Annotated in this window: 13 protein-coding genes and 2 tRNA genes; 14 read left to right on the top strand and 1 reads right to left on the bottom strand. The window is 47.5% G+C overall.

Annotation, left to right across the window (positions count from 1 at the left end; genetic code table 11):
• Positions 1-885, top strand: a complete 885-nt coding sequence (secF, locus tag KXJ80_RS18265; RefSeq protein WP_037415220.1) for a protein translocase subunit SecF — start codon at positions 1-3, stop codon at positions 883-885.
• Between the two features lie 56 nt (positions 886-941).
• On the opposite strand, the gene yhbY is transcribed toward secF, so the two are convergent.
• The gene (gene yhbY / locus KXJ80_RS18260) at positions 942-1241 is read right to left on the bottom strand and encodes a ribosome assembly RNA-binding protein YhbY (protein WP_011071425.1); all 300 of its coding nucleotides are present in this window, start codon (positions 1239-1241) and stop codon (positions 942-944) included.
• A gap of 90 nt (positions 1242-1331) precedes the next feature.
• Here yhbY and rlmE point away from each other — a divergent pair, with 90 nt between their 5' ends.
• The 13 genes from rlmE (at position 1332) to truB (ending at position 14236) form a co-directional block, all read left to right on the top strand.
• Positions 1332-1961 carry a 23S rRNA (uridine(2552)-2'-O)-methyltransferase RlmE gene (gene rlmE, locus KXJ80_RS18255; RefSeq protein ID WP_011625490.1) on the top strand — a complete coding sequence of 210 codons (630 nt, stop codon included), beginning with the start codon at positions 1332-1334 and terminating at the stop codon, positions 1959-1961.
• A gap of 29 nt (positions 1962-1990) precedes the next feature.
• Entirely contained in the window at positions 1991-3964 is a 1974-nt protein-coding gene (gene ftsH, locus KXJ80_RS18250; RefSeq protein ID WP_037429699.1) for an ATP-dependent zinc metalloprotease FtsH, read from the top strand.
• 158 nt (positions 3965-4122) lie between these two features.
• Positions 4123-4956, top strand: coding sequence for a dihydropteroate synthase (gene folP / locus KXJ80_RS18245; RefSeq protein WP_259474484.1), 834 nt, complete (start codon positions 4123-4125; stop codon positions 4954-4956).
• A 74-nt stretch (positions 4957-5030) separates the two neighbouring features.
• Positions 5031-6368 (top strand): phosphoglucosamine mutase, encoded by a 1338-nt coding sequence (glmM, locus tag KXJ80_RS18240; protein ID WP_218737209.1) that lies wholly within the window; start codon positions 5031-5033, stop codon positions 6366-6368.
• Between the two features lie 193 nt (positions 6369-6561).
• Positions 6562-7344, top strand: coding sequence for a triose-phosphate isomerase (tpiA, locus tag KXJ80_RS18235; protein ID WP_011071430.1), 783 nt, complete (start codon positions 6562-6564; stop codon positions 7342-7344).
• Between the two features lies 1 nt (position 7345).
• Positions 7346-7678 carry a preprotein translocase subunit SecG gene (gene secG / locus KXJ80_RS18230; RefSeq protein ID WP_011625494.1) on the top strand — a complete coding sequence of 111 codons (333 nt, stop codon included), beginning with the start codon at positions 7346-7348 and terminating at the stop codon, positions 7676-7678.
• Positions 7679-7689: 11 nt separating this feature from the next.
• A tRNA-Leu gene (locus tag KXJ80_RS18225) sits at positions 7690-7776 on the top strand.
• Between the two features lie 83 nt (positions 7777-7859).
• A tRNA-Met gene (locus tag KXJ80_RS18220) sits at positions 7860-7936 on the top strand.
• 169 nt (positions 7937-8105) lie between these two features.
• Positions 8106-8561: a ribosome maturation factor RimP gene (gene rimP, locus KXJ80_RS18215; protein ID WP_039978622.1), complete on the top strand. Its 456-nt coding sequence runs from the start codon at positions 8106-8108 to the stop codon at positions 8559-8561.
• A gap of 29 nt (positions 8562-8590) precedes the next feature.
• Positions 8591-10090 carry a transcription termination factor NusA gene (nusA, locus tag KXJ80_RS18210; RefSeq protein ID WP_218737208.1) on the top strand — a complete coding sequence of 500 codons (1500 nt, stop codon included), beginning with the start codon at positions 8591-8593 and terminating at the stop codon, positions 10088-10090.
• 25 nt (positions 10091-10115) lie between these two features.
• A complete protein-coding gene (infB, locus tag KXJ80_RS18205) occupies positions 10116-12773 on the top strand; it encodes a translation initiation factor IF-2 (protein ID WP_037415258.1) in 2658 nt (885 codons plus the stop codon).
• Between the two features lie 66 nt (positions 12774-12839).
• Positions 12840-13283, top strand: coding sequence for a 30S ribosome-binding factor RbfA (gene rbfA, locus KXJ80_RS18200; RefSeq protein WP_218737206.1), 444 nt, complete (start codon positions 12840-12842; stop codon positions 13281-13283).
• Positions 13283-14236, top strand: a complete 954-nt coding sequence (gene truB / locus KXJ80_RS18195) for a tRNA pseudouridine(55) synthase TruB (protein ID WP_099456843.1) — start codon at positions 13283-13285, stop codon at positions 14234-14236. Before rbfA ends, truB begins: the two co-directional genes overlap by 1 nt.
• Positions 14237-14240: the final 4 nt, after the last annotated feature.

Here is a 14240-nt window from a genome sequence, read left to right as displayed (position 1 = left end):
ATGAAGAATATTAATCTGACTAAATGGCGCTATATTTCGAGCGCTATCTCGATCTTTTTAATGCTGGCCTCACTTACTATCATCGGCGTGAAGGGTTTTAATTGGGGCTTAGATTTTACTGGCGGGGTGGTAACCGAAGTACAACTTGATAAAAGAATCACCACTAGCGAATTGCAGCCATTACTGAATGCAGCTTATCAGCAAGAAGTGACTGTGATATCTGCGAGTGAGCCTGGGCGCTGGGTATTGCGTTATGCCGACACTGCACAAAGCAATGTGGATATTGCGCAAACCTTAGCGCCACTGGGCGAAGTGCAAGTGCTAAATACCAGTATTGTCGGCCCGCAGGTGGGTAAAGAGCTGGCAGAGCAGGGGGGGCTCGCGTTATTAGTCGCTATGTTAGCTATCTTAGGCTATTTGAGTTACCGCTTTGAATGGCGCCTCGCCTCTGGTGCGTTATTTGCGTTAGTACACGACGTCATTTTTGTACTCGCGTTTTTTGCGCTGACACAGATGGAATTTAATCTAACTGTGCTTGCGGCGGTGCTGGCTATCCTTGGCTACTCACTGAATGACTCAATCATTATTGCCGATCGTATTCGTGAGTTATTGATTGCAAAACCCAAACTTGCGATTCAGGAGATTAACAACCAAGCGATTGTCGCGACATTTTCGCGCACTATGGTGACCTCGGGGACCACTCTGATGACGGTTGGAGCACTATGGATAATGGGCGGTGGGCCGCTAGAAGGATTCTCGATAGCCATGTTTATCGGCATTTTGACCGGCACGTTCTCCTCGATATCAGTCGGGACCTCCTTGCCAGAGTTTCTCGGCTTAGCCCCTGAGCACTATCAAGTTAAACCCATTAGCGATACACCGTAGACGTTAAAACAAAACGGCCACTCATTTGAGTGGCCGTTTTGTTTAAGGCTGGAAAATTATTTCGCTCTTGGCAAAGCAATTTTCATTTCTGGTGATTGACGATAAATCACCAGAATATGACCAATAAGTTGCACTTTTGCAGATTGAGTTTCACGTACTATGGCATCAACGATGGCATTTTTTAGCTCTCTGTCGGCAGAGGCTACTTTCACTTTAATCAATTCATGATAAGCGAGTGCGCTTTCAATTTCAGCGAGTACACCTTCAGTCAATCCATTGGCACCAAGCAGCACCACTGGCTTTAAATTATGCGCCAGACCTTTTAAATGCTGTTTTTGTTTGGTTGTTAAGTTCATTTCTACCAACTTTTGCTGAGTTACTGTTGAAAAACCGCTATTCTACCCTTATATAGCCTTTGTGTAACTCTCAATTGTTGCGGATTTTAAATGTCAGGTAAAAAACGTACGGCCAGTTCCAATCGCTGGATGCTGGAACACTTTGATGATCATTATGTCAAACTAGCACAGAAACGGGGATTGCGTTCTCGCGCTGCGTTTAAGCTTGAAGAGCTTCAGCAAAAGGATCAATTGATCCGCCCAGGTATGACGGTTGTTGACTTAGGGGCCGCTCCTGGTGGTTGGTCACAGGTTGCTGTTAAGCTAGCTGGAGACAAAGGTAAAGTCATCGCCTGTGATATTTTACCTATGGATCCCATCGTCGGCGTGGATTTCTTGCAAGGGGACTTTCGTGAAGAGAAAGTGCTCGAAGCATTGCTAACTCGAGTCGGTGCAGATAAGGTTGACGTTGTATTGTCTGATATGGCGCCCAACATGAGTGGTTCAGATGGTGTCGATCAGCCGCGCGCCATGTATTTAGTCGAGTTGGCGTTAGATATGTGTCATCAAGTTTTGGCACCTAACGGCAGTTTTGCTGTCAAAGTCTTTCAGGGGGAGGGGTTTGACGAATATATGAAGGCGGTTAAAGAGGCATTCAAAGTCGTAAAAACACGTAAACCGGACTCGTCGCGGGCACGCTCCCGTGAGGTCTATCTTGTGGCGACAGGGTACAAGTTGTAGTACCCTAGCGTTAATCATCGCAAGACTTTATGAGGTCTAGTAATTTGAGTGACATGGCAAAAAATCTAATACTCTGGGTTGTCATCGCCGTTGTGCTGATGTCAGTGTTTCAGGGTTACTCCCCCTCTTCTTCGTCATCGCAGAAGATGGATTATTCTACTTTCCTAGACAATGTTCGTGATGGACAAGTCGCCAGCGTTGAAGTGAAAAGTGACCAACGTACTATCGAAGGTTCTAAGCGTACTGGCGAAAAATTCACGACCATCATGCCACTGTATGACCAAGATTTAATTAATGATCTTGACCGTAAAGGCATCACCATGAAAGGCCAAGAAGCCGAAGAATCGGGGTTCTTAACCCAGATTTTTATTTCTTGGTTCCCGATGTTGCTGCTGATTGGGGTATGGATTTTCTTTATGCGCCAGATGCAGGGCGGCGGTGGCAAAGGCGCTATGTCCTTTGGCAAGAGCAAAGCCAAGCTGATGAGCGAAGACCAAATCAAGACCACTTTTGCTGACGTTGCTGGCTGTGATGAAGCCAAAGAAGAAGTGAAAGAGCTGGTCGATTACCTGCGTGATCCAACCAAATTCCAAAAACTGGGTGGCCGTATTCCAACGGGAGTGCTCATGGTTGGCCCACCAGGTACAGGTAAAACCTTACTTGCTAAAGCGATTGCGGGTGAGTCAAAGGTGCCTTTCTTTACCATTTCAGGTTCTGACTTCGTAGAAATGTTCGTCGGTGTCGGTGCATCTCGTGTGCGTGACATGTTCGAACAAGCGAAGAAATCAGCCCCTTGTATCATCTTCATCGACGAAATCGATGCCGTAGGTCGCCAACGTGGCGCAGGCTTAGGTGGTGGTCATGATGAGCGTGAGCAAACCCTTAACCAAATGCTGGTTGAGATGGACGGCTTCGAAGGTAACGAAGGGATTATCGTGATTGCGGCGACCAACCGCCCTGACGTATTGGACTCTGCGCTGCTGCGTCCAGGTCGTTTCGACCGTCAAGTTGTTGTTGGCTTGCCAGATGTTCGCGGTCGTGAGCAAATTCTTAAAGTGCATATGCGTAAAGTGCCACTTTCTGAAGATGTTAAAGCGAGCGTGATTGCCCGTGGTACGCCAGGTTTCTCCGGTGCCGATTTAGCCAACTTAGTTAACGAGGCTGCACTGTTTGCGGCGCGCGGTAACCGCCGTGTGGTCGGTATGGAAGAATTCGAGCGTGCAAAAGACAAGATCATGATGGGTGCTGAGCGCCGCTCTATGGTGATGTCGGAAGCCGAAAAAGAAATGACGGCATACCACGAAGCGGGCCACGCGATTGTGGGCTGTTTAGTGCCAGAGCATGACCCTGTGCACAAGGTCACCATTATTCCACGTGGTCGTGCACTCGGCGTGACCTTCTTCTTACCTGAGGCCGATGCGATTAGCCAAAGCCGTCGTAAGTTAGAAAGCCAGATTTCGGTTGCCTACGGTGGTCGTTTAGCCGAAGAGTTGATCTACGGTAGCGAAAAAGTGTCTACAGGCGCTTCGCAAGACATTAAATACGCGACATCGATTGCCCGTAATATGGTGACCCAATGGGGCTTCTCCGACAAGCTTGGTCCATTACTCTATGCCGAGGAAGAAGGTGAAGTATTCTTAGGGCGTAGCATGGGTAAAGCCAAGGCGATGTCCGATGAGACTGCGACGCTTATCGATGCTGAAGTGAAGGCCTTTATCGACAAAAACTACGGCCGTGCCAAGCAAATTCTGCTGGATAACATTGATATTCTGCATTCGATGAAAGACGCGCTGATGAAGTATGAAACCATTGATTCACTGCAAATTGACGATTTGATGAACCGTCGTGAAGTGCGTCAGCCTGCTGATTGGCAAGCAGATGACAATGGTTCAAATGACAAAGGCAATGGCAAAGGTGAACCTGCGGTTAAAGTCGACGAAGTGGTTAAGTCAGCGCCTGTTGAGTCAGAGCTGAAAGATGCCGATGAGTCACCCGCTAAATAACGTTTGTTAATTGAAAGAGAACCCCGTTAAGGGGTTTTCTTGTTTTATCTTGCTAGAAAATTGACTGCGCTGTCATTCAATATAAATCAGTCACATGAGTGAACTGCGCAGAATACGGATGAAACGCGCTAGCAAGCTGTCCCAAATGGAGTCAATGCGTGTTTGAATTAATTGCTGGAACCAAACGCTTATCCTTAGCTTCGCCCGTAGTCATGGGCATTCTGAATGTTACTCCCGATTCCTTTTCCGACGGTGGAAAGTTTTCTTCTTTTGAACTGGCGTGCCAGCATGCCAATGAAATGGTTGCTCAAGGAGCGCTCATCATCGATATCGGTGGCGAGTCGACAAGGCCTGGGGCGGCCGATGTGAGTGTTGAGGATGAACTCGCACGGGTGATCCCTCTGGTAGAATATGTCGCGAAACACCATGATGTGTGGATTTCGGTGGATACCAGTAAACCAGATGTGATGCGACAGGCGGTAAATGCTGGCGCGCACTTGATCAACGATGTTCGGGCGTTATTGGAGCCTGGGGCACTAAAGACTGCGGCGCAGTTGAATGTGCCCATTTGTTTGATGCACATGCAGGGCGCGCCGCGTACTATGCAATCGGCGCCCGAATATCACGACGTTGTTGCCGATGTCTTTAAATTCCTCAATGAGCGTATTCAAGCCTGTTTGGAGGCTGGGATCCCGCGGGAACGGTTGTTAATCGACCCAGGTTTTGGCTTTGGTAAAACCTTAGAACATAACTATGAACTGCTAGCAAAGTTAGAGCGTTTTGCGCAGTTTGAACTGCCAATATTGATAGGTTTATCCCGTAAGAGCATGATAGGAAACCTCCTTGCTAGGCCGACCTCTGAGCGCTTAGCTGGGAGCCTTGCTGGCGCCATGATAGCGGCCCAGAAAGGGGCACATATTATTCGTGTCCATGATGTCCCTGAAACTGTCGATATGCTGAAAGTGTTACAAGCGACACAGGCATATCTATAGAGGCTATTTTTGTTAAGTATTTCATTAATATTATGATCCCAATCGAAGGGACACATTGAAGTTTGTGGGGCGATATGAGCGAACGTAAATTTTTTGGAACCGATGGTATTCGTGGCAAGGTAGGTTCAGGCCAGATGACACCCGAGCTGGCATTAAAGTTGGGTTGGGCTGCTGGACGGGTGTTATCCCGTAGCGGCACCAAGAAAGTAATTATTGGTAAAGATACCCGTATCTCGGGGTATATGTTTGAGTCTGCCTTAGAAGCAGGCCTTTCGGCAGCAGGTTTGAATGTGATGCTGATGGGGCCCATGCCAACGCCGGCGGTGGCTTATTTGACTCGTACTTTTCGCGCCGAAGCAGGTGTGGTAATTAGTGCTTCCCACAACCCTTACTATGATAACGGCATTAAGTTTTTCTCAACTGATGGCAGTAAGCTTGATGATAATCTTGAGCTTGAAATCGAAGCCGAATTAGAAAAGCCCTTAGAGTGTGTTGAATCACATCTGTTGGGCAAAGTGTCACGAATTGAAGATGCACGCGGCCGTTACATCGAATACTGCAAAGGTAATTTCCCTGCAGATCACACATTAACAGGGTTAAAAATTGTCGTCGATTGTGCCCATGGTGCAACTTATCACATCGCACCAGCGGTATTTCGCGAGTTAGGCGCCGAAGTGATTGCCATTGGTGATAAACCAAACGGAGTCAATATCAATGACAAAGTTGGCGCAACGTCCATGGCAAAGATTTGTGAAACTGTTTTGGCCGAAAGTGCCGATTTAGGGATTGCGCTCGATGGCGATGGTGACCGAATTATGATGGTCAATAGCAAAGGTGAGGTGATCGATGGCGATCAAATTCTTTATATCCTTGCCTGTGATGCCAAGGCTCGTGGTGTGTTACGCGGAGGTGTGGTTGGGACGTTAATGTCTAACCTAGGCCTCGATTTAGCCTTGCAAGCCTTAGATATTCCCTTTGCCCGCTCTAAAGTGGGTGACCGTTATGTGATGGAGTTATTGAAAGAACTCGATTGGCGCATCGGCGGTGAAAACTCGGGTCATATCCTTAACCTTGACCATGGTACGACGGGTGATGGTATCGTGGCGGGTATCTTAGTGCTTGCGGCAATGCGTCGACAAAATGCCACACTTGAGCAGCTCACAGCCCCGATGGAAATGCTGCCACAGGTGTTAGTGAATGTGCGTTTTGAGGGCGAACACGACCCATTAAGTTCAGATAAAGTTAAAGCTGCTCAGGCTCAGGTTGAGTCACAACTAGGTGCCCGAGGTCGCGTATTGCTACGTAAATCCGGTACTGAACCGTTAATTCGTGTGATGGTTGAAGGCGATGATCACAATACAGTGTTAGCGCACGCCAATTTAATTGCAGATGCGGTAAAATCGGCGAGCTAATCAAGTTAATCTTTCGTTGAGTGCAGCTGATACCGATTAAAAATGAAGGTGTTAGCTGCATTAATGAGCAAGAATAGGGTTTGTCGTGTAAAAAGTAAGCATTCCAACCTAATATCTGAAAAATTTCGAATTTAGCTATTGTAACTTAATAAGTGGTTCGCTATTATTCACGCCGCTTTCAGAGGAGACAGTGATGGCACTCAGACGTCCTATGGTAGCTGGCAATTGGAAGATGAACGGCAGTGCGGCATTAGCCCAAGAGTTGTTCAAAAAATTTGCCTCAAAGCTCCAAAATGATTCAGCTGAAGTGGTTTTATGCCCGCCTTCTATCTATCTAGAAAGCGTAAGGCAACTGCTAGAAGCAAACAAGGAAGCGTTAGACGGTTCACTTGTTAGGATGGGCGCTCAGAATTTAAGTCAACATGACTTTGGCGCTTATACCGGAGAAGTTTCGGGCCAGATGCTTAAAGATTGCGGATGTCGATATGTCATTATCGGACATTCAGAACGTCGCCGTATGTACGGAGAGACGAGTAATATCGTAGCGGAGAAATTCGCCGCTGCACAAAAGCACGGTTTAACCCCCATTTTATGTGTGGGTGAGTCGGGTCCAGCACGTGAAGCAAGACGTACCTTCGAGGTGATTGCGGAAGAGTTGGATATAGTGATCCAGAAAAATGGCACTATGGCTTTTGATAACGCCATTATCGCTTACGAGCCGTTATGGGCTGTAGGGACTGGTAAGAGCGCGACACCAGAGCAGGCACAAGAAGTACATGCGTTTATACGCAAGCGTCTCTCTGAAGTGTCTCCGTTTATCGGAGAGAATATCAGGATTTTGTACGGTGGCAGTGTGACACCAAGTAATGCGGCAGATTTATTTGCCCAACCTGATGTTGATGGTGGACTGATTGGCGGTGCCAGTTTAAACTCTACCGAGTTTTTAAGTCTGTGTACCATAGCGATGAGCGCATAATATGTATGAAGTTTTAGTGGTTGTTTACTTGCTGGTTGCGTTAGGTTTAATTGGCCTGATCTTAATCCAGCAAGGCAAAGGAGCTGACATGGGGGCCTCGTTTGGCGCCGGTGCATCAGGTACCTTATTTGGTTCAAGCGGTTCAGGTAACTTCCTGACACGTACAACGGCGATTCTGGCCATTGCGTTTTTCACGTTAAGTCTGCTGATTGGCAACTTAAGTGCAAACCACGCAAAAAATGAAGATGCATGGAAAAATTTAGGTTCTGATGAACAGGTGACTCAACCAGTTGATCAAGCAACCGAAAAGTCAGAAACGAAAATTCCTGACTAGTAAAAGGTGTCGCCGAGGTGGTGAAATTGGTAGACGCGCAGCCTTGAGGTGGCTGTGTCCTAACGGACGTGCGGGTTCAAGTCCCGCTCTCGGCACCATAATATAGCTAAGTGAGACGAAGTAAGTGCTGACTTAGTTATTGCAAGCAAAGACGATAGTCAATATACTTGCACACAGTTGACGCGGGGTGGAGCAGCTTGGTAGCTCGTCGGGCTCATAACCCGAAGGTCGTCGGTTCAAATCCGGCCCCCGCAACCAGCTCCTAGTAACGAATAAGATTTAAATTCGTTATGGTTTACAGGTTCTTAAAGCTAAAAACCTCGTTATTACGGGGTTTTTTGTTATCTGGACTTTTAAATTTGTCGTATCCAATACGACGCTTTACTAGGGCTATTAAGCCCTTTTTTGTTTTTTCCGGGGGTCAATTTTGGCAACATTAGAATCCAGACTGGCAGACATGCTCAAAGTGCCTGTGGAGGCATTAGGCTTCCAACTTTGGGGCATTGAATATGTACAAGCGGGTAAACATTCAATCCTGCGCGTGTTCATTGATGGTGAGAATGGTATCAATATCGAAGATTGTGCCAACGTAAGTCGCCAAGTCAGCGCTGTACTCGATGTTGAAGACCCTATTTCGACCGAATATACCTTAGAGGTTTCTTCACCCGGTGTAGATAGACCGCTGTTTAATGCTGAACAATATGCGGCCTACGTCGGTGAGGATGTCAAGCTTCAACTGACAATGCCTGTCGCGGGCAGTCGTAATTTAAAAGGCGCCATTACACAGGTTGACGGCCAAATGCTGTCACTCAATGTGAATGGTAAAGAGCTGGTTGTCGCCTTGGATAATATCCGTAAAGGCAACATCATCGCTAAGTTTTGATGGTTTCAAGGTGAACGAGGCAAGACGAAATGAATAAAGAGATTCTGCTAGTCGCTGAGGCGGTTTCAAATGAAAAGGCCGTTCCACGCGAGAAAATTTTTGAAGCGCTAGAAACTGCGCTGGCAACTGCGACCAAGAAAAAATACGAAGGCGATATCGACGTTCGTGTTTCTATCGACCGTAAAACCGGCGCCTATGAAACTTTCCGCCGCTGGATGGTTATCGACGATAACGGTGTTGCGTTAGAAAACCCATATCGCGAAATCACCTTGGAAGCTGCGCGTTTTGAAAACCCAGAAATCCAACCAGGGGATTACATCGAAGATCAGATCGAATCTGTTGCCTTCGACCGTATTACTACTCAAACCGCTAAGCAAGTGATCGTACAAAAAGTGCGTGAAGCAGAGCGTGCACAAGTGGTTGAACAGTTCCAAGATAAAGAAGGCGAGCTGATCACTGGTGTGGTGAAAAAAGCGACCCGTGAAAGCGTGGTAGTTGACTTAGGTAACAACGCTGATGGCGTATTGTTCCGTGAAGACTTGATTTCACGCGAATCTTTCCGTCCTGGTGACCGTGTTCGTGCACTGCTTTACTCTGTTCGTCCTGAAGCGCGTGGTGCGCAGTTATTTTTAACTCGCACTAAGCCTGACATGCTGATTGAGCTGTTCCGTGTTGAAGTGCCGGAAATTGCCGATGAACTGATCGAAGTGATGGGCGCGGCGCGTGACCCTGGTGCTCGCGCTAAGATCGCAGTGAAATCGAACGATCGTCGTATCGACCCAATCGGTGCTTGCGTTGGTATGCGTGGTGCACGTGTGCAAGCGGTATCGAATGAACTCGGTGGTGAGCGTGTTGATATCGTATTGTGGGATGACAATCCAGCACAATATGTGATCAACGCCATGGCGCCAGCTGATGTGGCTTCTATCATCGTTGATGAAGACAACCACTCAATGGATATCGCTGTTGAAGCGGAAAGTTTAGCTCAGGCCATTGGTCGCAATGGTCAAAACGTGCGTTTAGCGACTCAGTTAACAGGCTGGGAACTGAACGTGATGACAGTGGAAGACATGAATAAAAAACACCAAGCCGAAAGCGCTAAGGTGAAGAGCTTATTCATGAAATCTCTGGATGTAGATGAAGATTTTGCACAAGTACTGGCTGATGAAGGTTTTACTTCGCTCGAAGAAGTGGCTTATGTACCTGTGTCAGAATTATTGGCAATTGATGGCTTTGATGAGGATCTCGTCGAAGCATTACGTGAACGTGCTAAGGCTGCGATCTCAACTCGAGCGCTCGCATCCGAAGAAGCACTAGATGGTGTGGAGCCAAGTGAAGAGTTATTAGCACTTGAAGGTGTTGAAAGACACTTAGCCTATGTTTTAGCGAGCAAAGGTATCGTGACTCTAGAAGACTTGGCTGAACAAGGCATTGATGATTTGATCGAAATTGAAGAATTGACAGAAGAAAAAGCAGGTGAGCTGATCATGGCTGCCCGCAACATCTGTTGGTTTGGCGAAGAAGCATAAGTCGATCAACAGGGGGATTTAACTGATGGCAGATACTACCGTAGAGAAATTGGCCACGGAAGTGGGTAAAAGTGTTGAACGTCTGATTGAGCAATTCTCTCAGGCCGGAATTAAGAAAGGCCACACTGATAACGTGTCTGAAGCTGAGAAGCAGCAGTTACTGGATTATCTGAAGAAGCAACATGGCGCCGATAATGCGCCGACTAAAATGACGCTGCAACGTAAAACCGTATCGACCCTGAGTGTGGCCGGTAATGGTGGTCAATCTAAAGACGTTAAAGTTGAAGTGCGTAAAACCCGTACTTTTGTTAAACGTGATGTGAGTGACGCAGTGCTTAAAGCGGAAGAAGAGGCTAAAGCCAAAGCAGAAGCCGAAGCGAAGGCCAAAGCAGAAGCTGAAGCGAAAGCGAAGGCAGAAGCCGAAGCTAAGGCTAAAGTGGAAGCAGAGGCGAAAGCGAAGGCAGAAGCTGAAGCGAAAGCAAAAGCGAAAGCAGCAGCGGAAGTGAAAGTAGCTAAAGATATGTCACCAGAAGCAGAAGCAGCTCGTTTGGAAGCTGAACGTTTAAAAGCAGTACAAGAAGCTGCGACTAAACGTAAACAAGACGAAGAAGCCGCCAAAGCGGCAGAAAAAGCGCGTCTGTTAGCAGAAGAAAACTCTAAGCGTTGGGCCGAAGAAGAGCGTCAACGTTTAGAAGCTGAGCGCTATAGCGATCACCATATCACTACCTCTAAAGTGGCTCGTGCTGCCGAAGATTCGTCTGATATGGATGAAGAAAAACGTGGCCGCCGTGCGCGTAACAAAAATACCGCCAAAACCAAACGTGGTGGTAAAGATGCTCGCGATGGTCGCGAAAAACACATGCGTAACCGCAGCACAGCGCCAGAATCAATGGCTCATGGCTTCAATAAGCCAGTTGCAGCCGTTAACCGTGATGTGCGTATCGGTGAAACAGTTACAGTGGCAGAACTTGCTCACTTAATGGCAGTTAAAGCGACTGAAATCATCAAGCAAATGATGAAGATGGGCTCAATGGTTACGATCAACCAAGTGTTAGATCAAGAAACCGCCCAGTTAGTTGCTGAAGAAATGGGTCATAAAGTGGTACTTATTCGTGAAAACGAATTAGAACAACAAGTACTTTCTGAGCGTGACGAAGAAGGCGGCGTGAAGCTTGAGCCTCGTGCACCTGTTGTAACCATTATGGGTCACGTTGACCACGGTAAAACATCGCTCCTTGACTATATCCGCCGCGCGAAAGTGGCAGCGGGTGAGGCCGGTGGTATTACTCAGCATATTGGTGCATACCATGTTGAGACCGAAAACGGCATGATCACTTTCTTAGATACCCCTGGTCACGCTGCGTTTACCGCAATGCGTGCTCGTGGTGCTAAGGCGACGGATATCGTTGTACTCGTTGTGGCTGCCGATGACGGTGTTATGCCGCAAACCATTGAAGCGATTCAACATGCTAAAGCGGGTAACGTGCCATTAATTGTTGCAGTTAACAAGATGGACAAGCCAGAAGCCGATATCGACCGCGTGAAGAGCGAATTGTCTCAGCACGGCGTGATGTCTGAAGAATGGGGCGGAGACAACATGTTTGCCTTCGTATCTGCTAAGACGGGTGAAGGCGTTGATGATTTGCTTGAGGGTATCTTACTCCAAGCTGAAGTGCTTGAACTCAAAGCTGTTCGTGATGGTATGGCTGCTGGTGTGGTTATTGAGTCTCAACTGGATAAAGGTCGCGGCCCTGTAGCAACGATTCTGGTTCAAGAAGGTACACTGCGCCAAGGTGACATCGTTCTATGTGGTTTAGAGTACGGTAAAATCCGTGCGATGAAAGACGAGAACGGCCGTTCAATCACTGAAGCTGGCCCATCAATCCCTGTTGAGATTTTAGGTCTGTCAGGTGTGCCATCAGCCGGTGATGAAGCAACCGTTGTGCGTGACGAGCGTAAAGCCCGTGAAGTCGCGCTGTACCGTCAAGGCAAGTTCCGTGATGTGAAATTAGCGCGTCAGCAGAAGTCTAAGCTGGAAAACATGTTCGCGAACATGACCGAAGGCGAAGTAAAAGAACTGAACATCGTTCTGAAGGCAGACGTTCAAGGTTCACTCGAAGCGATTACCGACTCCTTAATGGGTCTGTCTACCGACGAAGTGAAAGTAAACATCATCGCTCGTGGTGTAGGTGCACTGACTGAAACCGACGCGACCTTAGCTGCGGCTTCTAACGCGATTATGGTTGGCTTTAACGTGCGTGCCGATGCGCAAGCGCGTAAGACTATCGAAAACGAAAGTGTTGACTTACGTTACTACAGCGTTATCTATAATCTGATTGATGAAGTGAAAGCGGCGATGACAGGTATGCTGTCACCTGAGTTCAAACAACAGATTATCGGTCTGGCTGAAGTTCGTGACGTGTTCAAATCACCAAAACTGGGCGCAATCGCTGGTTGTATGGTGACTGAAGGCACCATCAAGCGTAGCGCACCAATTCGCGTTCTGCGTGATAACGTGGTGATCTTCGAAGGTGAACTCGAATCATTACGTCGCTTTAAAGATGACGTTAACGAAGTTCGCAATGGCATGGAATGTGGTATCGGTGTTAAGAACTACAACGATGTCCGCGTGGGTGACCAAATCGAAGTATTCGAAACCGTCGAAGTGGCACGTACACTGTAACGATAAAGAGGGCGGCATTAGCCGCCCTTTCAATTTAATGACATTAGCTATTATGGTAACTCTATTATGGCAAAAGAATTCAGTCGTACACGTCGTATAGGCCAGCAGTTACAGCAAGAGCTGGCTGTTGTCCTACAACGCGACATGAAAGATCCCCGTATTGGTTTTGTGACCGTCAATGACGTTGATGTTTCTCGCGATTTAAGTTACGCCAAAGTCTTTGTCACCTTCTTTGAAGAAGACAAAGAAGTTGTGCAAGAAAAGCTGAACGCGCTGATTGCTGCCGCTCCTTATATTCGCACCTTAGTGGCAGGCCGCATGAAATTGCGCGTGATGCCAGAAATTCGCTTTGTTTACGACAGCTCATTGGTTGAAGGCATGCGTATGTCTAATCTTGTCAGCCAAGTCATCAACAGCGATAAAGCCAAACAACAACAGTTTAGTAGCGCTGAAGATGATGTTGTTGATAATGACATTGACGAGAGCGATGACACCGAAGGTAAAGCGTAATGGCAAGACGTTCAAAGGGCCGCTTTATTGACGGTATTGTATTGTTGGACAAGGCCACTGGCATGAGCTCCAACTTTGCATTACAGCGAGTAAAGCGCTTTTTTAATGCCAACAAAGCGGGGCATACGGGGGCGCTCGATCCACTGGCGACGGGCATGCTGCCAATCTGTTTAGGTGAAGCGACTAAGTTTTCCCAGCATTTGCTCGATTCGGATAAGCGTTATCTGGTCACGGCAAAACTAGGGCAACGTACTGATACCAGTGACTCAGACGGCGAAGTCGTACAAACACGCCCGCTCGAGTTTACAGAGGCGCAGTTAATGTCTGCCTTAGAACATTTCCGTGGCGATACTTTGCAAGTGCCATCCATGTATTCAGCGCTCAAATATCAAGGCCAACCCTTGTATAAGTATGCCCGTGAGGGGATTGAAGTGCCGCGTGAGGCGCGTCCAATCACTGTCTTTGAACTGAACTTCATCGGTCTTGAAGGTGATGAGCTTACCTTAGATATTCATTGCTCTAAGGGCACTTATATTCGCACTATTATTGACGATTTAGGCGAAATGCTCGGTTGTGGTGCCCATGTGATCATGCTGCGCCGTACTCAAGTTGCACATTATCCCTACGATAAAATGGTCACTCTTGAGCAGCTAGAAGCCTTAGTCGCTAAAGCACAGGAACAACAACTTGATCCAAGCAGTTTGCTGGATTCGTTACTGTTACCTATGGATACGGCGGTTGCCGATTTTCCTGAGGTCAATGTCCCTGATGCCAGTGCAGCTTACTTAATGCAAGGTCAAGCGGTGCGAGTCGCGAACTTAGAAGCAAATAAGCTGGTACGGATTACCTTAGGGACTGCACGTCGTTTTGTTGGTATCGGTGAGATGAATGATGATGGCTTACTGGCCCCGAAGCGTTTAGTCGTTATTCACGACGAACCTAAAGCATCTTAATGGA

This window comes from Shewanella xiamenensis (assembly GCF_024971755.1).
GTDB classification, from domain to species: domain Bacteria; phylum Pseudomonadota; class Gammaproteobacteria; order Enterobacterales; family Shewanellaceae; genus Shewanella; species Shewanella xiamenensis.
Note: the sequence above shows the minus strand (reverse complement) of the source record. Positions and strands in the feature narration are given on the sequence as shown.

What these genes read in the sequence shown, in the direction of transcription:
- secF (WP_037415220.1), top strand. Translation starts at nt 1, where the DNA reads ATGAAGAATATTAATCTGACTAAATGGCGCTATATTTCGAGCGCTATC.
- yhbY (WP_011071425.1), bottom strand. Translation starts at nt 1,241, where the DNA reads ATGAACTTAACAACCAAACAAAAACAGCATTTAAAAGGTCTGGCGCAT.
- rlmE (WP_011625490.1), top strand. Translation starts at nt 1,332, where the DNA reads ATGTCAGGTAAAAAACGTACGGCCAGTTCCAATCGCTGGATGCTGGAA.
- ftsH (WP_037429699.1), top strand. Translation starts at nt 1,991, where the DNA reads ATGAGGTCTAGTAATTTGAGTGACATGGCAAAAAATCTAATACTCTGG.
- glmM (WP_218737209.1), top strand. Translation starts at nt 5,031, where the DNA reads ATGAGCGAACGTAAATTTTTTGGAACCGATGGTATTCGTGGCAAGGTA.
- tpiA (WP_011071430.1), top strand. Translation starts at nt 6,562, where the DNA reads ATGGCACTCAGACGTCCTATGGTAGCTGGCAATTGGAAGATGAACGGC.
- secG (WP_011625494.1), top strand. Translation starts at nt 7,346, where the DNA reads ATGTATGAAGTTTTAGTGGTTGTTTACTTGCTGGTTGCGTTAGGTTTA.
- nusA (WP_218737208.1), top strand. Translation starts at nt 8,591, where the DNA reads ATGAATAAAGAGATTCTGCTAGTCGCTGAGGCGGTTTCAAATGAAAAG.
- infB (WP_037415258.1), top strand. Translation starts at nt 10,116, where the DNA reads ATGGCAGATACTACCGTAGAGAAATTGGCCACGGAAGTGGGTAAAAGT.
- rbfA (WP_218737206.1), top strand. Translation starts at nt 12,840, where the DNA reads ATGGCAAAAGAATTCAGTCGTACACGTCGTATAGGCCAGCAGTTACAG.
- truB (WP_099456843.1), top strand. Translation starts at nt 13,283, where the DNA reads ATGGCAAGACGTTCAAAGGGCCGCTTTATTGACGGTATTGTATTGTTG.